Origin of the sequence: Halonotius roseus (assembly GCF_006861655.1) — an archaeon.
GTDB classification, from domain to species: domain Archaea; phylum Halobacteriota; class Halobacteria; order Halobacteriales; family Haloferacaceae; genus Halonotius; species Halonotius roseus.
Genome location: NZ_SESI01000001.1, coordinates 771,212 through 792,326, shown reverse-complemented (window position 1 = coordinate 792,326; position 21,115 = coordinate 771,212). Strand labels below are relative to the sequence as shown.

Here is a 21,115-nt window from a genome sequence, read left to right as displayed (position 1 = left end):
TGTCGGCGTTCGGTCATCGCCGACGATCGGCGGAGCCAAACGCATTTGATCCCGCCGCCGTTAGCTACCCGTAATGGCCAACTGCGACGAGTGTGGTGCCGACGAGAACATGCCGTATCAGTGTCAGCGGTGTGGCCACACCTTTTGTGCCGACCATCGGCTTCCGGAGAATCACGACTGCCCGGGGCTCAACGACTGGAACGATCCCGATGGCGTCTTCGACAGCGGGTTCGATGACTCGGTTGCGAACCCAGGGGGAACATCGACGACACAGGGGGTTCTCAACAAAGTGCGGAGCGTCGGCGGCCCGCTTGGGTACTTCCGCGGCAACGCGGCCTACACCCTGCTTGGGCTGATGTGGATCACCTTCCTGTTGCAACAGCTTGTCGCTGTCTTCGTCGGCCGCGATGCCTACATCGCGCTGTTCACGCTTTCGACGGCCAATCCGGAGTACATCTGGACGTGGCTCACCTCGATCTTCTCACACGGTGGCCTCTACCACCTCGCGGCCAACAGCATCGTGCTGTTCTTCTTCGGCCCGCTGGTCGAACGCTACACCGGCTCGAAGAAGTTCGTCACGCTGTTTCTCGCCGCGGGTGCGCTCGCCGGCCTCGGCCACACCGGTATCTCGCTGGCACTCGGCGAGCCCTCTCGCGTCCTCGGTGCCAGCGGCGCGGTGTTTGCGATCCTCGGCGTGCTCACGGTTCTTAAACCGAAGCTCAAGGTACTGCTGTTTTTCGTGGTTCCGCTCCCGTTGTACATCCTCACCGCCGGGTTCGCGCTCATCTCGGTGCTGTTCTTTGTCAATCCGAGCGCGGCCGGCTCGGCTGGGATGGGTAACGTCGCTCACTTTGCCCACCTCGTCGGCCTCGTTATCGGGCTGTGGTACGGCCGCAAACTCAAAGGCGAGGTTCGGGTACCGAACCAACTCCAGTTCGGTGGTGGCCCCGGTGGGCCGGGCGGCCCCGGCGGCCCCGGACGCGGCCGATTCTAACCGTGGAGCCAGTCCGCCCTGAATTCCTGCCTGATCCCTCGTTGTCGCGGGATGAGATGGAGTCACTTCAGCGAGAGATCGCTGACGACGCCGTGTTCGACGACGACTTCGGATTCGATCCGGCGGCACTATCGTCGGCGTCGCCCGCCGCACAGCAGCAACTCACCGAGACGCCGACCGGCAGCGATACCGAAAGCATCGCCGATACCCCGCTCGTTGCCGGCGTCGACCAGGCGTTTTTCGACGACCAGGCGATCAGCGCGGTCGTCGTCCTGCAAGGTGGCGAGGTCGTCGAACGCACCCACGCCATCACCGACCTCTCGATTCCGTACATTCCGGGGTTGTTGGCGTTCCGCGAGGGCGGGCCCATCGTGGCTGCACTCGAAACGCTGGATTGTGATCCCGACCTGCTGTGTGTCGACGGCAGCGGGCGAATCCACTATCGGCAGGCTGGGCTGGCGACCCACATCGGCGTCGTCTTCGATACGCCGAGCATCGGCGTTGCGAAAAATCTGCTCTGTGGATCGCCACAGGAATCGGTCGACGACCGACCCACAGGCTGGCGAACGCCGATCGAGGCCGACGACGCGGTCGACTGTGCTGACGGCATGATCATCGGCTACGCCTACCAGTCCAGACAGTACGAGTCGTCGAACCGTCACATCAACCCACTGTACGTCAGCCCCGGCCACCGCGTCGCTGTCGACACCACTGTCGACCTCGTTGCCGCGCTGTGTGACGGTTACAAGCTCCCGGAGCCGACGCGGCTGGCCGACAGCTATGCCGACGACCTCAAAGCCGAGTTGTCGTGAGCCGGCGGAACCGCATCGCCAGCAGCGATGGTCGCCCGGAAGATGCCGCATAATTAACACCCCCGGCGGCAACGTTGCAGTGTGCAACCGAAGACGGTACTCATCACCGGCTGTTCGTCCGGGATCGGGCGGGCGACCGCGCTGGCGTTCGCCGAGGAGGGGTGGACGGTGTACGCGACAGCGCGCGACCCCGACGACATCGAACCGCTTGCCGACGCCGGCTGTGAAACCGCCGCACTCGACGTAACCGACGACGGTGACATCGACCGCGTCGTCAACCGGATTCTCGACGAACATGGCGTCATCTCCTGTCTCGTCAACAACGCGGGCTACGGCCAGTTCGGCCCCGTTGAGGACGTGCCGATGGACAAGGTCGAACAGCAGTACGAGGTGAACGTCTACGGCCCCCACCGCCTCATCAAGGCTGTCCTCCCGCACATGCGCCGGGAGGAAGACGGGACGATCATCAATCTCTCCTCGGTCGCCGGCCGTGTTTCGTTCCCCGGCGGCGGCGTCTACTGCGGCTCGAAGTTCGCGGTCGAAGGCATGTCCGACGCGCTGCGCGCCGAGGTCGACCCCTTCGATATCGATGTCGTTGTCATCGAACCCGGCCCGGTCAGGACTGGGTTCACCGAGCGCGCCGAAGACGAGGTCGACGGGATCGACCGCTCGGGGGCCTACGAGGAGTTCTACACGATGTTCGACGACACCCAGGCCATCGGCGGCGACGGCCCCGGCTCGGTTGAACCCGAACGCGTCGCCGAGGACATCGTCAACGCCGCGAGTTCGACCAAACCGCCGGCACGGATTCCGGTCGGGAAGGCCGCCTCGGCGGCCGTCCTCGCCCGGTTCATCCCTGATAGCGCGCGCGACGCGCTGTGGTCGTTGCTACAGCGACTGAACTGAGCTACAGGATCGTCGTCACTCTTGTTTCTGTTCGTGGTTCACGGACGCCTCACACTGTCCAGCGATCCTGTCGGCAATTTCCTCCCGAATCGTCTCGACGGTTTCAGCGACCGCGTCGTCATCAACGTGCTGCTGGATGGTTTCGAGACGGTCGTGGAGTTCGTCGTTGGAGATCGGATATGCGGCGTTGTCAGCTTCCGCCTCGCGGTCGTAGCCGCCGTACTGGTCGGTGTCGATGGCCTGTTGGCTCACGAGCGCGGCCCGATGCGTGGCGAGTTCGGCCTCGTTGATCGACCAGTATTTGTCGGCGTGTTCGACCAGCCCAGTCTCGGCGAGCCGCGAGAGCGTCCCGCGGACGCTTCCCGATGGAATCCCGGTTTCGTCAGCGATCTCCTTCGGCGGGAACGCCTGCTCAGAGTGGGTTGCAAGGAACTGAAGGATCGTGTGGGCGTTCGTGCCCTGCTCGTAGACCACGATGTCGTCGTCGCGGTTCTTGAGCCGGTCGAACTCGTCTTTCGGGATCGCCATCGTATCAAGATGTAACGCGACGTAACGAAAATAGCTTTGGCTCGGCGACTACCGCAGACAGGCCGCTACAACGCGCAGCGCGCCCTCCCCACGCACCTCATCAGCCAGCAACGGCACCCGCTTGACCGTCCGATCACGGAAGAGATCAGTCGCTCGCTGTAGTGCGTCCTGCTGGACTTGCCAGCGACGTTGACAGAACTCACAGTCTTCGAGGTTCGGCGTGACGATCCACTCGGGGTCGATCTCGGCGTCGGTGATGTCGTCGACGCTCTCCATGACGCGGTTGACGACCAGTGTCTGGACCGGAATCCCGAACTCGCCGAGGCGGCCGACGAGGCGTTCGGATTCGACGACGCTCATCTCCTCGGGGATCATCACGACCCGGAAATCAGTCTGGTCGGGATCGCGCAGCACCGCACGCAGGCGTTCGATCCGCTCGCGGAGTTCGTCGAGATCGGCTGAAGGCTCGGGGTCGTCGCCCCCGCCACCGAACATTCCCTTCAGCCCGTCGACCATGCCGCTCATGCGCTGGCGGATGCTCATGAACCGACCGACCATCGAGTCCATGATCTCCGGGAGTTGGAGCAGGCGCAGCGTGTGGCCGGTCGGTGCGGTGTCGACGATAACGCGGTCGAATCGGGGGTCGTCGAGGTATTCCAGCAGTTGGCGCATCGCCGCCGCCTCGTCCGCACCTGGCATCGAACCGCCCATCCCCATCATCGCGCCGAGTCCCGCCTCGTCGTCATCGTCGATCCCGCCGAGCATCTCCGCCATCGGCCCGAGTTGGTCGCCCATCTCACCCATTCCGCCCATCGGCTCGCCGTCGGCCCCGAAGACACCGTCTTCCATCGCGGCGTCGGGGTCGATCTCGGCGGCCCACAGCGGGATTTCCTCACGGATGCGAGTCGGGCGAGGGGGAATATCGGTATCCAGCGTGTCCGACAGCGAGTGCGCGGGGTCGGTCGAGACGACCAGCGTCGCCTCGCCGCCGGCCGCACTCGATAGCGCGGTCGCGGCGGCCATCGTCGTCTTGCCGACGCCGCCCTTGCCGCCGTACAGCACGTACTCGGGCGCGTCGACGCCATCGGGGAGGTCGGTCGTCGTCGCGGTGACTTCGATTTCGGTGTCGTCGCGCTCAACGGCCGCCGACTCGTCCTCGACAGGAACCGACTCCTCGCCCTCGTCGTCGACTTCTTCCACCGCCTCAACGTCGATATCGCTCATACCCTTCCCCAGACAGCGGGGACTTGTGTAGGCGTCGGTCGGGAGTAGTCGGCGACGCCTCGATCAGTTATCAATCAGCAAAATAGTCGACCAGTCGCTCGGCAGCGGCCTCGACGCGGGGCGTGACCAGCGCGAATCGAATCCACGCCTCGCGGGCCGTTCCGAACGTCGCCCCAGGCATCCCCGCGACGCCGGCCTCGTCGATCAGCGTCTTCACGTTCGCCATCGTCCCCGGAAAGCCGTCGAACCGCGCGAGGACGTAGAACGCGCCGTCGGGCCTGGTGTAGTCAGCTCTGGCCGCGTCGAGCGCGGTGGTGAAGGTCTCGATCCTGGATTCGAGGCGGTCGCGGGCGTCGGCGTAGTAGTCGGGATCGGTTGCTCGATAGGCCTCATAGACGGCCTGCTGGGCCGGGCGGCTGGTCGTCACGTTGACGAGCATGTGACGGGTTTTCGCGGCGTCGACGAGCGCGGGCGGAAACACCGCGTAGCCGACGCGAAAGCCCGTGATCGCCATCGACTTCGAGACGCCGCTGGTGACGATGACGTTGTCCGCGTCGAGTGTCAGCGCGCTTTCGAACTCTCCCGAGAAGTCGAAGTGATCGTAGACCTCGTCGACGACGACGAGCGCGTCGTGGTCGGCGGCGGTCTCGACGACCGCCTCGACCGCATCGAGATCATAGACCGCGCCGGTCGGGTTGTTCGGCGTGTTGAGCACGACCAGCGCGGTGTCGTCATTGATAGCCTCGCAGGTCGCGTCTGTGTCGAGGCTACCGTCGCGGTCGGCGGCGACCAAGCGGGTCTCGCCGCCGAGCATCGACGCCTTGCCGGGGTAGTAGGGGTAGACGGGGTCGATGAGGACGACTTCGTTGCCACGGTCGCCGTCGAGCGCGCGGGCCATCCCGAGGTAGTTGGCCTCGCCGGTACCGTTGGTGACGACTACGCGGCCGGCGTCGACGTTGCGCCGGGCGGCGATCTCCTCGCGGAGCGGGCGGAGCCCGTCGCTCGGCGGGTACTGGAACTCGTCGGCGTCGCCGTCGGCGTACTCGTGGAGGCCCTCGCGGATCGCCGTCGGCGGCTCCCAGTCGGGGTTGCCGCTGACCATGTCGATGGTGTCGCCGTCGGCGGCGTCGGCGTACTGCATGACGTGGAAGAACTTCGGCGTCTGATACTCCATACCGACGGCTGACGCGCCGCTGCCCTGTGTCTTTCGTCACTCTGTCGGATAGGCGTCCAGACAAGGAGTTGCGTGTGAGTGGTGGGTATCGAAAGCCCTCGACGCGCTCGGCTCGCGGGACTCGCTGTGCTCCTCGCTCACTACGTTCGCTGCGGTGCTTGCGTCGTCCGGCTTCGCCCAGCGCGTCTCGCCCTTTCAGTCCACCAGGGGTGCGGTTGATCAGCCGGCCGATCCACCTGTTCGGCTGTTCGCGTCTGGATACCGCGAGCGCGCAGATCACAAAGATACACGTAGCGTGGCCGTATTGACCCACTCGATGAACAAACGTGGGCACGTGCTCAACGCCGTCCTGTTGAGCATCGGATTGGGGTATGTTTTGGAGCCGTCGGCCACCATCGAGACCGCGCGGATGATGGTCGAACTCCTATTACCGGTGACACTCGGCGCGCTGTTCCCCGATGTCGATACCGCCTTCGGCAAACACCGGAAGACGCTGCACAACCTCCTCGTGTTGGGGATCTTCGCCGCCTGGCCGATCTACATGGGCAACCTCAACTACGTCTGGATCGGCATCACGACCCACTACATCCTCGATGTCGTCGGCAGCACCCGCGGGATCGCGCTGTTCTACCCGCTGTCGTCGACGGAGTACAACCTCCCGGTCGGGATCCCGGTCTCCAGCAGCAAATCCGATCTCGTGACCGTGCTGGTCACCATCTTGGAGGTCGGTGCCTTCGCTGGCGTGCTGTTCTACGTGGTACCCGAGGTGACGACCTACACCGCTGAGATGGGGCTCAGTATTCCACTGTAATCGTCCAAATCAATACACACGAACGTCATCAAAGCGACCCTCATAGAGTAAGTTCCGCGGGTGAGTCGGCTCGTCGCCCGACAGCAGCAGGCGATCGATCTTCTTCCAACTGTTCTCGTAGCCGAGATGGCCGTATTCGAGCAGTCGGCGGCCGCGGTGGCCGAGCCCATCGCGGTGGATCACCTCCCGGTCGACATCGGTTGTGAGTGCGTCGACAAGGGCGTCGGTCGACTCGATCTTCCGGTCGAACCGCGTCCACGCCTCGCCGACCGTCCCCGGCAGATGGGCATACGAGGAGCCAAAGCCCGGAAGATCGAGTTCGGCGGCGATCCGCTGGCCGCGGCGGTTCTGATAGGGAAACAGCTTGGCGCAGTATGTCTCGACGGCGTCGATCCGGGCGGCATGCGCGCGGATCTCTGGGTGGGTGAGGCTGACGTTCATGAAGGCGGGATGGGGAACCACGACCGCGGCGTCCTGTCGATCGAACTCGGCCATCGCACCCTCGAAGGTGATGAAATCCGGCACCGGGTCGTCGAGGCCGATCACCAGCAGATGCCGGCGGTTGTTCCAGTCGCCGGTGAACACCTCCCGTGCCGGGACGACGAGCAGCTCCGAGTCGCTGTACTCGTTGGCGGTCGCCTTGATCTCCGGCAGGCGGGTGAAATGCGGCGCGTAGACGAGGATATCGATCCCTCGCTGTTTCGCCCGCGAGACGACACGCTCATCGAGCAGTTTGGTGTGCATGTCGACGCGGGTCAGGTCGGCGTCGCTCACGGTCGATGGTTTCCCCACATCCCTTAGTCGATATCGGTTCGTCGCCCGCCGGCACAACAATCGTTATACCGCGGCCACCGCAACCACGACATATGAGCGCATGGCGGTGTGGCATCGACGGCTGTGAGACACAGACCGAGACCGTCGAGGAGCTGATCCACCACCAGACCACCGAACACACAAAACACGAGTGTCAGGTCTGTGGGACGATCGTCCCTGACGGCTATTTTGCGATCCGCCACGCCTTCGAGGAACACACCCGTGCCGAATTCGTTCGCGCGTATGATGCCGACTCTGAGGCTGTGCGGCGACGCGAAGAACTCAAAGAACAGATCGAAGCCGAGGCCGATCTCGAATCGGTTGTCGCCGAACTCGACGCTGTCAACTGATTTTCTGGGTGCCGCTCGCACGGTTTGAGGAACTACCGTTCCTCGCTGTCCAGCACGCGGATCTGATCGCCACGAACCGTCACCGGGATCGGCACTGTCGCCTCGTAAAGCTCGACGGTCACCTGATCTTTGCCCTCGTCAATGCGCTGGACACGCGCCTTCTCGCCTTGGAAGGGGCCGGCGATGAGCTCAACGATGTCGCCCTCGGCGATCCCCTCAACGTCGGGGGTCGGCGAGAGAAAGTGTTCGACCTCCGCCAGCCCGGACTCGCCGGGGACGATCGATCGCGCGTGGGGGATCTCATCGAAGAGGCGTTCGAGGGCGGCTGTCCCGTCGGCTTCGACCATCACGTAGCTCGTGAGGGAGTCCGGCGAGAGCACCGCGTGGATCTCGTCTTCCTCCTTGGTGGCGATCATATCGGCGACCGTCTGCTCTTGGCTAGCGGTCGTTTTGACGGCGTAGATACCCATCAGACACCACCGGGGATGAAGCTCATGATCGCAAAGATGATGAAGCCGAGCAGGCCGACCAGCAGAATGCCGGCACCGGCGATCTTCGAGACCTGCGAAAACTCGTTCCACGATGGCGTACTCGCCAGTTTCAGCACGCGCACGTAGCTGTTGAGATCGTACGGAACGTCCATGTTGCCCGACGTTCGACGCGAGGCTTTTTTTATCTATTGATGCACGTCGGCGGTCGCGTCGCCAGCAAACACAAAAACCGAAGGGCGTTATTCGACGAAGTCGATGTCGTCGTCATCGTCGACCGCTGCCGACTCGCTCGGCGCGTTGGCCGTTTCGGCCTGCTCGGCGGCGGCCTCGCTGCTGCCGTAGATCTGCGGGGAGTCGACGCCGGTGACGACGATCATGGTTCGCATCGTGCCCTCCAGTTCCTCGTCGATGGAGGTGCCCCAGATGATGCGGGCATCGGGATCGATCCGATCGTAGATCTCCTCGACGACGCCCTCGGCTTCCTCGATAGCCATGTCGTTGCCGCCGGTGACGTTGACGAGCGCGGAGTTCGCCCCGGAGATATCGACATCAAGTAAGGGTGAGCGGAGCGCGCTTTTGACCGAGTCCTGTGCTTTCGATTCCGAATCGGACTCGCCGAGGCCGATCATGGCGACGCCGCCTTTCTCCATGACCGTGCGCACGTCGGCGAAGTCGAGGTTGACGAGACCGGGTTTGGTGATGAGCTCGGTAATTCCTTTCACCGAACGCATCAGGACTTCGTCGCTGACCTGGAAGGCCTGCCGGACGGGGAGTTTGCCGACCGCATCGAGCAGCCGGTCGTTGGGGACGACGATGACCGTATCGCTCACGTCCCGCAAGCGTTCGAGGCCGGCTTCGGCGTTCGTGCGCCGGACTTCGCCCTCTGCGGTGAAGGGTGTCGTGACAATCGAAATCGTGAGCGCGCCGGAGTCGCGGGCGGCTTTGGCGACGACGGGGGCCGCACCAGTTCCAGTACCGCCGCCGAGGCCAGCCGTGACGAAGACCATATCCGAGCCCTCGATGGCATCGTAGATCTCCTCTTGGCTTTCAAGCGCGGCCTCCTCGCCGACCTGTGGGAGCGAGCCCGCGCCGCGGCCCTGGGTTTTCTGTTGGCCCATCAGGATCTTGCTGTCGGCCTCGATGTCAACGAGGTGCTGGACATCGGTGTTGGCCGCAACGAGTTTCGCGCCCTGGATCCCCTCCTCGGCCATCCGGTTGACCGTGTTGCCGCCGCCGCCGCCACAGCCGACGACGGTGATGTCGGTCTGGAGGTCTTCGAGAACATCCTGTAGCTCCTCGTCTGTCATCGAGCCTGACTGGGGGTTGCTGGGCGGGCTAGCCGACTCGCTGTTGTCGGCCTCCGGCTCGGTGTCTTCGGCCTCGTCGATGGCGTCGTCAACGATAGAGTCCATTACTGTGCGTGGCTTGCGAACCAAGCCTATTTATCTTTCCCCATTCGTCAGCCGGCCGTCTGACACGGTTTCAGCCGCCGCGTCGGCCGTCTCCGCCGCGGGCCAGGCGACCGAAAACCGCTCGACACGATTGCTTTCGACCGACTCGGGGGTGATCTCGCGGCCGTTGACCGTCACCGTCTCGCCGGCGGCCAGCCGCCCGAACTTCGGTCCCTCCGGCACGCCAAGCGTTTCGGCCTTCCCGGGATCGAAGCCGGTGTCCCGGCAGACAACGCCCTCGGCGGTCTGTTCGACCGATTCGTACTCGGTCACAAGCAGCTCGGCCAGCCGATCGATCAGCTGATCGAAGGCATCGGCCTCGGCGATGAGCGCGCGACCGGCCGGCAGCGTCGCCCCCTCGGTCGTCTCGTAGGCGACGGTCGTTTCGACAACCGCCGCCAGCGTCGCCGCTGTGTCGATCCCGTTTGCGGCCGCGATGAGGTCGTCGGGCAGCGAGACGATCGTCCACGCCTCGGTTGGGTTGTCAGCAGTCACACTAACATCGCCGAACCGAAGTCCCTCGGCGACCGTCGATAGCGCCGCTTCCGCGGCGTCGACGACCGCGAGCGGGCGCGTCCCGACCGTCCGGAGCCAGGTCTCGCTAACGACGCGGTAGCCGAGGTCGTCGATGACGCCCTCCAGGTCGGGCTTTTCGCCGTCGACGACAGCGATCCCGGCGGCACTCGCCGCGAAGGCGGCGTCGATCACCTCACGGTTGGCGGCCGGGTCGCCCATTGCGTCCAGTTGCCAATCTGAGCCGATGTGGCCGACCGCCCAGTTGGTGTCGGTGACAATTCGCTCACAGCGCGGCGTGTAGTGGCCGCCGCCGAAGCCGACGACGTGGCGGGGGTCGGCGACGCCATCCGGGCGGTGATCGGCGGCGGTGCCGCCCAGATCGAGGACAGCCTCAGCGATCGCGCGGGCGGCCTCCGCGTCCTGCCACTGCTCCTCGCCGCTGCCGAGTTCAACGAACATCGATGGCGTGGAACACGCTGTCGGGCCGTGGTGGGTGCATTCGATCCCGACCTCGTAGTCGTCGGGCGCGTGCTCGCCGAGGGCGTCGACAACGACCTTGTGGGCTCCGGGCGCGGCGCGAGCGAAGCTGCCGGCCGCGCCGCCGTACTCCGCCGGCCCGAAGTTGCCCGTGACGTGGGCGGTCAGCAGCCGGCCGGTGTCGCCGGCGTGCCGGGAGACGAAGACGAGAAAATCGAGGTCGTCAGGAGTCGAAAACGCCGGCGCGGGATCGTCGAGTTCGATGTGGATGGTGTCAAATTCGCGGAGTTCGAACCCCTCGGTCGTGTAGTAGGTGCCGCCGCCGTCGCCGTCAGCGCGGCTCCCATCCTCGTGGGCAGTCCACTCGCCGACGGCGCGAAGCTGCTCGCCGAGATGCGTTGAGGCCTCATCGGCCCGGCTGACGACGATGCCGATCATACCCCCGCTGGGTGATCGATCAGCAAAACGCCACCGGATCGAGGCACACACGACCGGATCGAAGAACACAGAGAATTTACGGGCTGGCCGCCCGACGGCGGTGTATGGATGTGTACGGAATCGTCGGCAATCCGGTCGGCCACTCGGTGTCGCCACCGATGCAGACGGCCGGCTTCGACGAACGCGGTATCGACGCAACCTACGTCACCTTCGAACCCGCCGAAAGCGAGATCGAACGCGCGATCGACGGCGCGGCTGCCCTCGGGATCGCCGGACTCAACGTCACGATCCCGTTCAAACAGGACGTGTTTGAGATCGTTGAGGCCGACCCGCTGGCGGCGCGCATCGGCGCGGTCAACACGGTCGCTTTCCCAGAGGACGGGTCGCCGCAGGGGTACAACACCGACGCGGCCGGTGTGACGCGCTCGTTTGCCCACCACGATGTCGCCATCGACAACACGGAAGCGGTCGTCGTCGGCGCGGGCGGTGCGGGCCGGGCGACGGCGTTCGCGCTGGCCGACGCCGGTGCCGGCGTCCATATCGCCAACCGGACGGTCGAGCGCGCCGAGGGGCTTGCCGACGAGGTCGATGGCGCGACCGCCGGCGGCCTCGACAGCTTAGCGGAGATGCTCCCATCGGCTGACCTGCTGGTCAACGCGACAAGCGTCGGGATGGAGGAAGACAAGACGCCGGTGCCCGCCGAGTTGCTCCACGAGGAGTTGGCCGTCCTTGATGCGGTCTATACACCGCGGGAAACTCGCTTGCTACGGGAGACCGACGCCGCGGGGGCGACGACGATCCAGGGGCTGTGGATGCTGCTGTTCCAGGGCGTGGAGGCCTTCGAGCGATGGACCGGCGAGGACGCACCGATCGACGCGATGCACGACGCACTTCGTGAGGCCTTGAACTGAGGCCGTAGAGTAAGTGCAGCGACGGGACGAGCAAGGTGCAGCGACGATATCAGAGCCGCGCGTACGACGAGCCGGCGATATCGCGGTAGAACGTCACCGAGTATGTCGCGTAGAACGCCCCAAGAAGGGCGGTCGCAAGGATCGAGACCACGCCAGCCCCGATCACCACCGGCAGCGACAGCTCGGGGACGACCGACCCGAACGGCTCCTGGGGGGCGACGAGGAAGGAGGTGACCGCGCTGACGGCTCCGATGAGGCCGCCGCCGAGGAACATGAGCAGGCTGTAGCCGATCGCACTCAGCAGGTTTTCGCGGACGAGGGTGACACTCCGTTTGAACCCCTCGGCGACAGCGGCGTCGTTGAGCACGATCTCGTGGCCGTAAAACTGGATGAACACCATCGCGCCGAGATAGCCCACGACAAGCAAGAGGCCGACGAGGCCGCCGACCGCGAGGATCGCGGGGCTCGGTTGGCCGCCGCCGGCGACAAGCCCGACGCCGCCGATGACCGCGAAGATCGCCACGATGATCCCGAAGGCGACCCCGATGGCGAGCACGACGACGTACGACAACAGCAGCGAGACGTAGTTCGATTTTCCGGCTTGGATCAGCGTCCCGATGCTCGTCGTGCCGGTGCGAGATTCGTCGGCCATGCCGATGATGCCGCCCTGATAGAAGGGCAGAAAGAGGAGTAACGCACCGCTCATCACAAGCGAAATGACCGTCGAAAGCAGCGGCGACGTTGTCGGCGCGAGCAGCTGCGGCAGCTGAAGGAGGGCGACGACCGCAGCCACAACGATGATAATTGGATTGCGAACGAGACTCCCGATGGCTGGTTTCAGGGACCTGATTGCGGCCATGTATGGCGATTCGGGTGCCGATATATGAACGCTTTGAACTGTCGTGTTCGGTGACGGCACCGACGGAGTCACAAGCCGAACACAGTGCAGCACGATCCGGTAGGAACAGCCTACCAGCGAGCCTGCCGACGGTCTTGTCTGTCGGGAGTGTGACCGGTTTTTAAATACTGGCGTCGTGTATTCATCGGTAATGGCCCTACTCAGCAAACTGAAATCGATGCTTGGAATCGGTGACGGCTCCGACGACCGTGAGGCGGAAACGACGGTCACGGTCGAACACGACCCCGACGAGCCGGCCGGTGGCGACGCGACCACCGGCGACGCGGCGGCCGATCCCGAAGCGGAGCCGGTCATCGAGGACGAACCGACCGACGACGCTGGCGAAGAGCCGGAACCCGTAGCTGACGAGGGCAGCGAGGACGAGCAGGAGGCAGATCTCGACGATGAACCAGCAGCAACCACCGATACCGACCCCGAGATCGATGTCGACGATGCTGAGCCAGAACCGAATGCCGACGATGCGGAATCGGAGGCGGAAGCCCCCGATGTCGATGCTGACGACAGTATCGAATCGGATGTCGACACCGACGAGGACGAAACCGAGGAAGTCGATACTGCCGAGGACGACACCGCTGACACTGACGCGGACGAAACAGCCGACGACGACGCGGACGACTACAGCGACGAGCCGTTGGATTCGATCAAGGGGATCGGCCCGGCCTACAGCGAGCGACTCCACGACGCCGGGATCACCTCCATCGCCGAGTTAGCCGAAGGCGACGCCGAGGAGATCGGCGAGGCGATCAGCGTCTCGCCGAAAACCGTGAGCAACTGGATCGACCGCGCCGCCGAGAAGTAACGACCGCGGCGGGAACCCGGCGTGGCAAATCACGAAACTGTTACCCGCTGGCGGCGACAGGGGCTGTGTATGGAACCGCCGACCGTCGTCTCCGAGCGAGCGTCGTTCCGCTCGCTGGCTGCCGACGCCCCGCCGGAGGCACGCGTCCCGGTCGAACTCCGGCTGTCGGTCACCGATCCGTTTGCGGCCTACCGTCGCGCCCGCGAGGGGCCGGGCGGCGTTTTTTTCGAGACGACGGGCGGCCAGCCGGGGTGGGGCTATTTTGCAGTCGAACCGGTCGAGCGACTGACGGTCAGCCCCGAGGCCGTCGTCGCCGACGGCGTCATCGCCGACGCCGACGGGACACACCGATCCGCGTCGCTGGCGGCACTCGACGGCCTGCTCGCCGACGAAACGCTGGTTCGCGGCGACTGCGAGGTACCGTATCCCTGTGGCGCGTTCGGCTGGCTCTCCTACGATATTGCCCGCGAACTCGAAACGCTGGACGGCGACGCAGTCGATGATCGCGGACTCCCGCAGCTACAGGTCGGCGTCTACGACTGTGTGGCTGCATGGCAGGCCCCGCAGGACGACGACGAAACGACGTTGCGGATCACCTGCTGTCCACGGATTCCGAGCGACGCGGAGGACGGCGATCTCGATGCGATCTACGAGTCGGCCGTCGAGCGGGCGTCGTCGCTGGCGGCCGCCGCGGTCGACGGCGATCAGGCGGTCGGCCGGCCGCCGGTCGACGCCGACGACGCCACGTTCACGAGCGACACCGGCGCGGCCGCCTTCGCCGACAGCGTCCGCAAAATAAAGCAATACATCCGCGACGGCGACACGTTTCAGACGAACCTCTCCCAACGGCTGAGCGCGCCCGCAGCCGTCCACCCGGTCGACGCCTACGACGCGCTGCGCGAGGTGAACCCCGCGCCGTACTCGGGGTTGATCGAGTTTTCGGGCCGAGGCGACGAGCGGTGGAGCGGGCTCGACCTCGTCAGTGCCAGCCCGGAACTCCTCTTAGAGCGAGATGGCGACCGCCTGCGAACCGAACCCATCGCCGGCACCCGACCGCGCGGGTCGACCACAACGACCGACGACGCCTTCGAGGCCGATCTCCGCGGCGACGAGAAGGAGCGCGCCGAACACGCGATGTTGGTCGATCTCGAACGCAATGATTTGGGCAAGGTGAGCGACTTCGGCTCCGTTGAGGTGAGCGAATACCGCCGGATCGACCGCTACGCCGAGGTGATGCATCTCGTCTCCCAGGTTGAGGGCCGGCTCCGCGAAGAGTGCTCGCTGGCCGACGCCGTCGCGGCGATGTTCCCCGGTGGCACCGTCACCGGCGCGCCCAAGCCCAAGACGTTAGAAATCATCGACGAACTCGAAGCGACGCGGCGCGGCCCCTACACCGGGAGCATGGCGGCGTTCGGCTTCGACGGCCGGGCGACGCTCAACATCATCATCCGCACGCTCACCCGCCACCGCGACCAATACTACCTCCGGGTCGGCGCGGGGGTTGTCCACGATTCCGAACCCGACGCCGAGTACGAGGAGACGCTGGCGAAAGGCCGCGCGCTGGTGACCGCCATCGACGACGCGCTGGCCGCCGGCCGGCTGACCGTCGAGGAGGCCGCGAAATGAGCGTGACGAAGCCGGTGGGGCTTGTTGACGGCAACGTCGCCGGCGGCCCGCGAATCCTCGTCGTCGACAACTACGACTCCTTTGTCTACAATCTCGTCCAGTACGTCGGCGAGTTCGCCGGCGAGGTGGCCGTTCGGCGCAACGACGCCGTCGATCTCGACGGCATCAGCGAGATCGATCCCGACGGGATCGTCCTCTCGCCGGGGCCCGGAACCCCCGCCTCGGCGGGTGTCTCGATGGACGTGTTCGACCTCGACTGCCCGATTTTCGGCGTCTGTCTCGGCCACCAAGCGATGTGTGCAGCCCGCGGCTCCCGCGTCGGGCACGCACCCAGCGTCGTCCACGGGAAGTCGTCGACGATCACTCACGACGGCGCGGGGCTGTTCGACGGTCTGCCGGCGGAACTCAGCGTCGGCCGCTACCACTCGCTGTGTGTCGACCGCGGCGATCTCCCCGACGCCCTCATCGAGACCGCCCACACGACCGACGAACGCGAGGTCGTCATGGGCGTCCGCCACCGCGAGCGACCGCAGTTCGGCGTCCAGTTCCATCCCGAAAGCATTCTGACCGACGCGGGGAAAGGTATGGTCGAAAACTTCGTCGAGGTGTGTGCGGCACATGACTGATAGCGAGCGTGAGGATGAAGTCCGTTATCACGTCGACGGCGAGTTGGTGCCGGCCGAAGAAGCCAGCGTCAACGTCCGCGACCGCGGCTTCCAGTACGGCGACGCCGCCTTCGAGACGATGCGCGCCTACGGCGGCGAAATCTTCGCGTGGGAGGCCCACGCCGACCGGCTGGCTGAGACGTGTTCGGTACTGCAGCTGGATCACGGTATCAGCGACGACGAACTCCGCGCCCGCATCGACGAAACGCTCGCCGCAAACGAACTGCGCGACGCCTACGTCCGGCTGTCGATCACCCGCGGCGTCCAACCCGGCAAACTCACTCCTGCCGAGACGGTCGATCCGACGGTCGTCATCATCGTCAAGCCGCTGCCCCGCGGCGGCAGCGACGGCCAGCCGGTCTGGGACGAACCGGCGACGCTGCAGACGGTCAAAACCAAGCGCGTCCCCGACAGCGCGATCCCGGCGCGGGCGAAAACCCACAACTATCTCAACGGGATTCTCGCCCGGCTCGAACTCAGGGTGACCGAGGCCGACGAGGCGATCATGCTCGACACCGACGGCCACGTCGCAGAGGGCGCGACGAGCAACCTGTTTTTCGTCCGCGACAACGCGCTCCGCACGCCGAGTCTCGACGGCCCAGTCCTGCCGGGCATCACGCGCCGCGTCGTCCTCGATATCGCCGACGACGAGGGGATTCCGGTCGAAACCGGCCAGTACACCCCCGACGACATCCGCAACGCCGACGAGGTTTTCCTAACTAATTCGACGTGGGAGATCCGGCCGGTCGATGTCGTCGACGGGCTTGAGATCAGCGGCGATGAGGGGGTCGACGGCAACGAACAGCGGAGCGGCGACGACGGCGACATCGCCAGCGACGGCAGCGACGCTGACCCGCTGGCGAGTGCCGGGCCGGTAACGACACTGCTCGCCCGACTGTTTGCCGCCCGTGTCGAACGCGAGTATTACGGCTGATCGCTGCCGGGAACTGTGGGCTTAAACCGCCGGGGTCGCTACCGACGCCCAATGAGTGCCGACGGGCAGATCGCGCCGGTTGGGGAGGTGCCGGAGGAGACGACGTTCCTGTTTCGCGTGCGACCGACCGACGCCGACACTCGACAGACCGCCGACAGGGAATCCGGCGAGATTCAAGAGGCGATCATGATCAAAGACGACGAGGGGGTCGTCGGCTGGCTCAACTACTGCCAACACTTCCGCCACATCAAACTCGACAAAGGCTCGGGCGCGGAGATGCGCAACGGCGAGATTATCTGCACCAACCACGGCGCGTATTTCGAGTCCGACACCGGGTTCTGTAATTTCGGCCCCTGTGAGGGCGCGTTCCTCAGCGAAGTCGACCTCGCGGTCGAGGACGGCGTGGTCAGACTGACTGACGACGACTACGAGTTCGTCGGCCGCGGCGGGATCGAGACCGACCCGACGGATCTGGAGTCGAAATCGAACCGCGAATTTTGACCGGAAACCCGTCGCACGCGGAAGGTCAGCTAACCTATATGAGCTAACCTATATGAGCCGTCCGTGAGATAGGTATCTATGGACGACTTTGTTACCGGGTTGTTGGCCGCCAACGCCGAGCACGCCGAGCAGTTCGACAGTCGGTTTGATGACGTACAAGACGGGCAAGCACCGAGTGCGGTCACTGTCTGCTGTTCTGATTCTCGTGTGCTGCAGGATGCGATGTGGAATAATACCGAACCGGGGCAACTCTTCAGCTGTGGCAACATCGGCAACCGCGTGATTCAGCAGACTGAGGAGGGTACCGCCGTCTCCGGGGACGTGCTCTATCCCATCGCCCACACCGGCACCGAGATCGCCATCGTCGTCGGCCACACCAGCTGTGGCGCGGTCACCGCCGCCTACGAGGATCTCACCAACGGGCTCGACGAACCGACCGGCATCGAACACAGTCTCGGGTTGCTGAAACCACACCTTGCGCCCGGCGTTGAACGGCTCCCGAAGGACATCTCACGCGAGGCGGCGATCAACCGACTCGTCGAGTACAACGTCGACCGACAGGTCGAACACCTCCTCGACAGCGACGACGTGTCCGACGACGTGACCGCTATCGGCGTCGTCTACGACTTTCAGGATCAGTACGACGGCAAACGCGGCGAGGTGCACGTCATCAACATCGACGGCGAAACCGATGTCGACACACTACAGGCAGCCCACCCCGAAATCGACGACCGGATCGAACGGCTCTGGGAGTACTGAGCCCGCTGCGACGCAACCGCCCCACCGACTCGCTGTCCCGCGCTGCAACTCATTTATCAGGCCCCTCACCAAAGCCCGACTGTGAGTTCCACACGCGACGGCGGACTGTTTCTTCTGTTGTCGTTTCTCTGGGGCACCTCGTTCATGGCGATCAAACTCGGCTTGGAATTCATGCCGCCGGTGTTGTTCGCGGCGGTGCGGTACGACGTGACCGCGGTGTTGCTGCTCGGCTACGTGGCCGCGACGACCGGCGAGTGGCGACCCCGAAGCCGCGCCGACTGGCTGACCGTCCTCGTCGGCGCGACGCTTATCATCGCGCTGTACAACGCCTTGCTCTTCATTGGCCAGCAGGGCGTCACCAGCGGCGTCGCCGCCATCCTCATCGCGATGAACCCGATCCTCGCAACCGGGTTCTCGCGGGTCTTGCTCCCACAGGAACGACTCGGCGGGATCGAAACGGTGGGACTCCTGCTCGGCTTTCTCGGCGTCGGATTGGTCGCCTTTCCCGAATCGGCGGGCCCGCTCGCCGCCGATTTCATCGCACCGGCGTTCGTCCTGCTGGCGGCGGCCTGTGTCGCCCTCGGTAGCGTCCTCGTCCAGCGCGTCGACAGCGACATCGGCACCGAGGGCATGGTCGCGTGGTCGACCGCGCTGGGTGCCCTGTTGTTGCATGCGATGAGTGCTGGCCTCCCCTCGGAATCCGTTGGCGACGTTGCCGTCACGCCAGCGGCGATCCTAACGGTGGTGTATCTGGCGGTGTTCGCCAGCGCGGTCGGCTACGTGGTCTACTTCGATCTGCTCGACCGCCTCGGAGCCATCGAGATCAACCTCGTCTCGTATGCCGTTCCCGTGTTTGCCGCTCTGTCGGGATGGGTCGTCCTCGATGAATCGCTCGATGTCGCTGCCATTGCCGGCTTCCTCGTCATCCTCACCGGCTTTCTGCTGTTGAAGCAGGCGACGATCCGGGAGCGGATTGGCTGATCGGATCGCCCGTTCGGTCGTCAGCGCGTCTCAAAGGCGTCGAGTACGTCGCTCGTTGAATAGGTATCGACGACAGTCTGTTCGTCGAAATCAGTGTCGTCGCTCCAGACGGCCGCGTCAGTGGCGAGCGCACAAGCGACGTACAACACGTCGTCTGGATCGGTTTCGCCGATAGCCGCTTCGGCTGCCTCGATAGAAGAATGGAACTCGCGGGCAGGAACGACCTCAATGTACTGAAACAGTAGGTCGATGAACTGTTCGACGCGATCCAGGCTCATTCCGGATTTCTCGGCGATCAACTCCGTGTAGTTCTCGATCTCGTCGTGAACGAAGCCCGGCGTGAGGAGGTTCGGTTCGAGTGTGACGAGGAGTTCACGCGTCTTCGAATCGGCGATGAGCGCGGAAATGACGATGTTGGCATCGACGACCAGTTTCATCGGTTGAGGCTATTCCGACTCGAATTCAACGCGGTCGTGCGCGCTCTCGTTGATCCGGTCGGCGATCTCCGCCACGTCGCTTTCGGTGAGTTCGCTGCCGGACGTGAGTTCGGCCATTACATCGAGCGTCTCGATTTTCTCCTGAATGGCTTGGCGCGTGACCTCGCTCCAATTGATCTCCGGATGCTGCTCCATCCGATCTTTGAGGTCATCATCGACGTTGACCGTGATACTGGGCATACAGAAAGCTATGTTGGCACAGAATATTGTGTGTTCCGGTGGTTGGAGTCACCGACTCTCGCGCTGTTCGACCTTGTTCAACTCGATCAGCAGCCGGAAAACCGTTTTCACGAGGTTGGAGTCGAGGTCGAACTTAGCGGCATTGTCGCCAGCGCGTTCCATCACCGCGTCCTCCTGGCTTTCGTCGGTCGTCGGCAGATCGCGCTCGGCTTTGACATCCGCAATCGTCTCGGCGACGTAGGTTCGGCGGGCGATCAGTTCGACGATCTCCCGATCGATCGATTCGATCTCCTCGCGCAGTTCCTCCAGACTCATCTCGTCGGGTTCGGTGTTGGTACTCATTGGATGGATGCTCCAGTCGGTCGAGTCGTCGTCTCGATCAGCGTGCCGTCGCGGTCGGCCCACAGCTCGCGGACGGGTGCCAGCGACGCCTCATCGCCGACGGCGACGACGCTCGGGCCGGTGCCGGACAGCGAGACGCCGTGACAGTGCGGCATGGCCTCGACGGTCGGGTCGGTGTCGAAATCCAGCGCGGCCGAGTAGGCAAGCCCGTTGACCGTCATCGCCTCGCCGAACCGCCCGTCGAGGGCTAACTCGGCGACGAGGTCGGCCATCTCGGCAACGTTTTCACAGCGATCAACGTCGGCGTCCGCGCTGTAGGCGCGCTCCGGCGGCGTCCAGACGAGCACGTCCCACTCGCGGCTCTCGTGGGCCAGCAGCGCGTCCTCGGTGTTGTCGGTGACGACGACGCCACCGAGCATGCTCGCGCTGGCATCATCGAACGCGCCGGTGATCGTGACGCCGACATCGCGGGCGGCCTCGACGCCGATCCGGCAGGCATCGAGTTTCATGATCGTATCGCCAGCGACCTCGTCGCTGTCACCAGCGGCAGCATCGGCAACAACGTCAACATCGAGCGCGTCGAGCGTCGCCAACACGGTCGCGTTGGCGGCCGCGCTCGAACTCTTGAGTCCGGCGGCCATCGGCACCTCGCTGTCGGTGGCGACGGTGCCGCCCTCGCCGTCGCCGAAGCGGTCGACGACGCGTTCGACACAGCGTTCGATCAGGCGGGTGTCGGCGTCGGTCGCGCCGGCGATCTCGCCGGTCACCGTTTCAGCGTCGGCCGCGAGTTCGACGGTCGCCGTCGTCTCGACATCGATAGCGAACGCCGAGCCCTGCCCGGTCGCCAACGCGTTGAGTACGGTTCCGGCACCGGGTGCAGTTGCGACGCCGTTCATACCGGGATGGGTGGGTGCAGCGATGAAAGGTGTGGCGGTTCGGCCCGTTCGGCAGGACAGCGGTTATATACGATCAGCACCGAACTGGTAGATATGTGCAATGTTCGTCGCATCGTTCAC

Annotated in this window: 26 protein-coding genes; 13 read left to right on the top strand and 13 right to left on the bottom strand. The window is 64.8% G+C overall.

Features of this window, described 5'->3' with window-relative positions:
- The first annotated feature begins 73 nt into the window (after positions 1 to 73).
- The 3 genes from EWF95_RS04180 to EWF95_RS04170 all read left to right on the top strand — a co-directional run bounded on the left by EWF95_RS04180 (position 74) and on the right by EWF95_RS04170 (position 2,712).
- Complete coding sequence (locus EWF95_RS04180; protein WP_142442798.1) at positions 74 to 994, top strand: rhomboid family intramembrane serine protease; 921 nt, start codon at positions 74 to 76, stop codon at positions 992 to 994.
- A 2-nt stretch (positions 995 to 996) separates the two neighbouring features.
- Complete coding sequence (locus tag EWF95_RS04175) at positions 997 to 1,806, top strand: endonuclease V (protein WP_221886608.1); 810 nt, start codon at positions 997 to 999, stop codon at positions 1,804 to 1,806.
- Between the two features lie 81 nt (positions 1,807 to 1,887).
- Entirely contained in the window at positions 1,888 to 2,712 is an 825-nt protein-coding gene (locus tag EWF95_RS04170; RefSeq protein ID WP_142442797.1) for an SDR family oxidoreductase, read from the top strand.
- 15 nt (positions 2,713 to 2,727) lie between these two features.
- Here the strand turns inward: EWF95_RS04170 and EWF95_RS04165 are convergent, their stop codons facing one another.
- The 3 genes from EWF95_RS04165 to EWF95_RS04155 all read right to left on the bottom strand — a co-directional run bounded on the left by EWF95_RS04165 (position 2,728) and on the right by EWF95_RS04155 (position 5,638).
- Positions 2,728 to 3,240, bottom strand: coding sequence for a helix-turn-helix domain-containing protein (locus EWF95_RS04165; protein ID WP_142442796.1), 513 nt, complete (start codon positions 3,238 to 3,240; stop codon positions 2,728 to 2,730).
- A gap of 48 nt (positions 3,241 to 3,288) precedes the next feature.
- Entirely contained in the window at positions 3,289 to 4,464 is a 1,176-nt protein-coding gene (locus tag EWF95_RS04160; protein ID WP_142442795.1) for an ArsA family ATPase, read from the bottom strand.
- Between the two features lie 70 nt (positions 4,465 to 4,534).
- Positions 4,535 to 5,638 carry a pyridoxal phosphate-dependent aminotransferase gene (locus EWF95_RS04155; protein WP_142442794.1) on the bottom strand — a complete coding sequence of 368 codons (1,104 nt, stop codon included), beginning with the start codon at positions 5,636 to 5,638 and terminating at the stop codon, positions 4,535 to 4,537.
- A 316-nt stretch (positions 5,639 to 5,954) separates the two neighbouring features.
- On the opposite strand from EWF95_RS04155, the gene EWF95_RS04150 reads away from it, so the two are divergent.
- Positions 5,955 to 6,449, top strand: a complete 495-nt coding sequence (locus EWF95_RS04150; RefSeq protein WP_142442793.1) for a metal-dependent hydrolase — start codon at positions 5,955 to 5,957, stop codon at positions 6,447 to 6,449.
- Between the two features lie 9 nt (positions 6,450 to 6,458).
- On the opposite strand, the gene EWF95_RS04145 is transcribed toward EWF95_RS04150, so the two are convergent.
- Positions 6,459 to 7,193 carry a PHP domain-containing protein gene (locus EWF95_RS04145; RefSeq protein WP_142443144.1) on the bottom strand — a complete coding sequence of 245 codons (735 nt, stop codon included), beginning with the start codon at positions 7,191 to 7,193 and terminating at the stop codon, positions 6,459 to 6,461.
- Positions 7,194 to 7,315: 122 nt separating this feature from the next.
- Between EWF95_RS04145 and EWF95_RS04140 the strand changes: the two genes are divergently transcribed.
- A complete protein-coding gene (locus EWF95_RS04140) occupies positions 7,316 to 7,612 on the top strand; it encodes a DUF7565 family protein (RefSeq protein WP_142442792.1) in 297 nt (98 codons plus the stop codon).
- A gap of 32 nt (positions 7,613 to 7,644) precedes the next feature.
- On the opposite strand, the gene EWF95_RS04135 is transcribed toward EWF95_RS04140, so the two are convergent.
- The 4 genes from EWF95_RS04135 to EWF95_RS04120 form a co-directional block, all read right to left on the bottom strand.
- Positions 7,645 to 8,082: a transcription elongation factor Spt5 gene (locus EWF95_RS04135; protein ID WP_142442791.1), complete on the bottom strand. Its 438-nt coding sequence runs from the start codon at positions 8,080 to 8,082 to the stop codon at positions 7,645 to 7,647.
- On the bottom strand, positions 8,082 to 8,255 hold the full coding sequence (locus tag EWF95_RS04130; protein WP_120101148.1) for a protein translocase SEC61 complex subunit gamma: 174 nt from the start codon (positions 8,253 to 8,255) through the stop codon (positions 8,082 to 8,084). Before EWF95_RS04130 ends, EWF95_RS04135 begins: the two co-directional genes overlap by 1 nt.
- An 87-nt stretch (positions 8,256 to 8,342) precedes the next feature.
- Entirely contained in the window at positions 8,343 to 9,515 is a 1,173-nt protein-coding gene (gene ftsZ, locus EWF95_RS04125) for a cell division protein FtsZ (RefSeq protein WP_142442790.1), read from the bottom strand.
- Between the two features lie 30 nt (positions 9,516 to 9,545).
- Positions 9,546 to 10,985, bottom strand: a complete 1,440-nt coding sequence (locus EWF95_RS04120; RefSeq protein ID WP_142442789.1) for a D-aminoacyl-tRNA deacylase — start codon at positions 10,983 to 10,985, stop codon at positions 9,546 to 9,548.
- Positions 10,986 to 11,089: 104 nt separating this feature from the next.
- Here EWF95_RS04120 and EWF95_RS04115 point away from each other — a divergent pair, with 104 nt between their 5' ends.
- A complete protein-coding gene (locus tag EWF95_RS04115; protein WP_142442788.1) occupies positions 11,090 to 11,896 on the top strand; it encodes a shikimate dehydrogenase in 807 nt (268 codons plus the stop codon).
- 49 nt (positions 11,897 to 11,945) lie between these two features.
- Here the strand turns inward: EWF95_RS04115 and EWF95_RS04110 are convergent, their stop codons facing one another.
- Entirely contained in the window at positions 11,946 to 12,755 is an 810-nt protein-coding gene (locus tag EWF95_RS04110) for a DUF7847 domain-containing protein (RefSeq protein ID WP_142442787.1), read from the bottom strand.
- A 190-nt stretch (positions 12,756 to 12,945) separates the two neighbouring features.
- Between EWF95_RS04110 and EWF95_RS04105 the strand changes: the two genes are divergently transcribed.
- From EWF95_RS04105 to EWF95_RS04075, 7 genes are all read left to right on the top strand, one after another.
- Positions 12,946 to 13,614 (top strand): helix-hairpin-helix domain-containing protein, encoded by a 669-nt coding sequence (locus tag EWF95_RS04105; protein ID WP_142442786.1) that lies wholly within the window; start codon positions 12,946 to 12,948, stop codon positions 13,612 to 13,614.
- Positions 13,615 to 13,683: 69 nt separating this feature from the next.
- Positions 13,684 to 15,240 carry an anthranilate synthase component I family protein gene (locus EWF95_RS04100; protein WP_142442785.1) on the top strand — a complete coding sequence of 519 codons (1,557 nt, stop codon included), beginning with the start codon at positions 13,684 to 13,686 and terminating at the stop codon, positions 15,238 to 15,240.
- Entirely contained in the window at positions 15,237 to 15,866 is a 630-nt protein-coding gene (locus EWF95_RS04095; protein ID WP_142442784.1) for an anthranilate synthase component II, read from the top strand. Before EWF95_RS04100 ends, EWF95_RS04095 begins: the two co-directional genes overlap by 4 nt.
- A complete protein-coding gene (locus tag EWF95_RS04090) occupies positions 15,859 to 16,839 on the top strand; it encodes an aminotransferase class IV (protein ID WP_142442783.1) in 981 nt (326 codons plus the stop codon). The genes EWF95_RS04095 and EWF95_RS04090 overlap by 8 nt, the downstream gene beginning before the upstream one ends.
- A 51-nt stretch (positions 16,840 to 16,890) precedes the next feature.
- Entirely contained in the window at positions 16,891 to 17,340 is a 450-nt protein-coding gene (locus EWF95_RS04085; RefSeq protein ID WP_142442782.1) for a Rieske (2Fe-2S) protein, read from the top strand.
- A 78-nt stretch (positions 17,341 to 17,418) separates the two neighbouring features.
- Positions 17,419 to 18,099: a carbonic anhydrase gene (locus EWF95_RS04080; protein ID WP_142442781.1), complete on the top strand. Its 681-nt coding sequence runs from the start codon at positions 17,419 to 17,421 to the stop codon at positions 18,097 to 18,099.
- Between the two features lie 81 nt (positions 18,100 to 18,180).
- On the top strand, positions 18,181 to 19,080 hold the full coding sequence (locus tag EWF95_RS04075; RefSeq protein ID WP_142442780.1) for a DMT family transporter: 900 nt from the start codon (positions 18,181 to 18,183) through the stop codon (positions 19,078 to 19,080).
- Between the two features lie 20 nt (positions 19,081 to 19,100).
- Here EWF95_RS04075 and EWF95_RS04070 read toward each other — a convergent pair whose 3' ends face one another.
- The 4 genes from EWF95_RS04070 to EWF95_RS04055 are packed head-to-tail and all read right to left on the bottom strand — an operon-like array spanning position 19,101 to position 20,995.
- Entirely contained in the window at positions 19,101 to 19,517 is a 417-nt protein-coding gene (locus EWF95_RS04070) for a PIN domain-containing protein (RefSeq protein ID WP_142442779.1), read from the bottom strand.
- 9 nt (positions 19,518 to 19,526) lie between these two features.
- The gene (locus EWF95_RS04065; RefSeq protein WP_142442778.1) at positions 19,527 to 19,757 is read right to left on the bottom strand and encodes a hypothetical protein; all 231 of its coding nucleotides are present in this window, start codon (positions 19,755 to 19,757) and stop codon (positions 19,527 to 19,529) included.
- 48 nt (positions 19,758 to 19,805) lie between these two features.
- On the bottom strand, positions 19,806 to 20,099 hold the full coding sequence (locus tag EWF95_RS04060; RefSeq protein WP_142442777.1) for a chorismate mutase: 294 nt from the start codon (positions 20,097 to 20,099) through the stop codon (positions 19,806 to 19,808).
- Entirely contained in the window at positions 20,096 to 20,995 is a 900-nt protein-coding gene (locus EWF95_RS04055; RefSeq protein WP_142442776.1) for a shikimate kinase, read from the bottom strand. The genes EWF95_RS04060 and EWF95_RS04055 overlap by 4 nt, the downstream gene beginning before the upstream one ends.
- Between the last annotated feature and the right edge of the window lie 120 nt (positions 20,996 to 21,115).

What these genes read in the sequence shown, in the direction of transcription:
- EWF95_RS04080 (WP_142442781.1), top strand. Translation starts at nt 17,419, where the DNA reads ATGGACGACTTTGTTACCGGGTTGTTGGCCGCCAACGCCGAGCACGCC.
- EWF95_RS04165 (WP_142442796.1), bottom strand. Translation starts at nt 3,240, where the DNA reads ATGGCGATCCCGAAAGACGAGTTCGACCGGCTCAAGAACCGCGACGAC.
- EWF95_RS04115 (WP_142442788.1), top strand. Translation starts at nt 11,090, where the DNA reads ATGGATGTGTACGGAATCGTCGGCAATCCGGTCGGCCACTCGGTGTCG.
- ftsZ (WP_142442790.1), bottom strand. Translation starts at nt 9,515, where the DNA reads ATGGACTCTATCGTTGACGACGCCATCGACGAGGCCGAAGACACCGAG.
- EWF95_RS04110 (WP_142442787.1), bottom strand. Translation starts at nt 12,755, where the DNA reads ATGGCCGCAATCAGGTCCCTGAAACCAGCCATCGGGAGTCTCGTTCGC.
- EWF95_RS04085 (WP_142442782.1), top strand. Translation starts at nt 16,891, where the DNA reads ATGAGTGCCGACGGGCAGATCGCGCCGGTTGGGGAGGTGCCGGAGGAG.
- EWF95_RS04160 (WP_142442795.1), bottom strand. Translation starts at nt 4,464, where the DNA reads ATGAGCGATATCGACGTTGAGGCGGTGGAAGAAGTCGACGACGAGGGC.
- EWF95_RS04105 (WP_142442786.1), top strand. Translation starts at nt 12,946, where the DNA reads ATGGCCCTACTCAGCAAACTGAAATCGATGCTTGGAATCGGTGACGGC.
- EWF95_RS04065 (WP_142442778.1), bottom strand. Translation starts at nt 19,757, where the DNA reads ATGCCCAGTATCACGGTCAACGTCGATGATGACCTCAAAGATCGGATG.
- EWF95_RS04100 (WP_142442785.1), top strand. Translation starts at nt 13,684, where the DNA reads ATGGAACCGCCGACCGTCGTCTCCGAGCGAGCGTCGTTCCGCTCGCTG.
- EWF95_RS04095 (WP_142442784.1), top strand. Translation starts at nt 15,237, where the DNA reads ATGAGCGTGACGAAGCCGGTGGGGCTTGTTGACGGCAACGTCGCCGGC.
- EWF95_RS04130 (WP_120101148.1), bottom strand. Translation starts at nt 8,255, where the DNA reads ATGGACGTTCCGTACGATCTCAACAGCTACGTGCGCGTGCTGAAACTG.
- EWF95_RS04070 (WP_142442779.1), bottom strand. Translation starts at nt 19,517, where the DNA reads ATGAAACTGGTCGTCGATGCCAACATCGTCATTTCCGCGCTCATCGCC.
- EWF95_RS04060 (WP_142442777.1), bottom strand. Translation starts at nt 20,099, where the DNA reads ATGAGTACCAACACCGAACCCGACGAGATGAGTCTGGAGGAACTGCGC.
- EWF95_RS04155 (WP_142442794.1), bottom strand. Translation starts at nt 5,638, where the DNA reads ATGGAGTATCAGACGCCGAAGTTCTTCCACGTCATGCAGTACGCCGAC.
- EWF95_RS04150 (WP_142442793.1), top strand. Translation starts at nt 5,955, where the DNA reads ATGAACAAACGTGGGCACGTGCTCAACGCCGTCCTGTTGAGCATCGGA.
- EWF95_RS04090 (WP_142442783.1), top strand. Translation starts at nt 15,859, where the DNA reads ATGACTGATAGCGAGCGTGAGGATGAAGTCCGTTATCACGTCGACGGC.
- EWF95_RS04180 (WP_142442798.1), top strand. Translation starts at nt 74, where the DNA reads ATGGCCAACTGCGACGAGTGTGGTGCCGACGAGAACATGCCGTATCAG.
- EWF95_RS04120 (WP_142442789.1), bottom strand. Translation starts at nt 10,985, where the DNA reads ATGATCGGCATCGTCGTCAGCCGGGCCGATGAGGCCTCAACGCATCTC.
- EWF95_RS04055 (WP_142442776.1), bottom strand. Translation starts at nt 20,995, where the DNA reads ATGAACGGCGTCGCAACTGCACCCGGTGCCGGAACCGTACTCAACGCG.
- EWF95_RS04135 (WP_142442791.1), bottom strand. Translation starts at nt 8,082, where the DNA reads ATGGGTATCTACGCCGTCAAAACGACCGCTAGCCAAGAGCAGACGGTC.
- EWF95_RS04145 (WP_142443144.1), bottom strand. Translation starts at nt 7,193, where the DNA reads ATGCACACCAAACTGCTCGATGAGCGTGTCGTCTCGCGGGCGAAACAG.
- EWF95_RS04140 (WP_142442792.1), top strand. Translation starts at nt 7,316, where the DNA reads ATGAGCGCATGGCGGTGTGGCATCGACGGCTGTGAGACACAGACCGAG.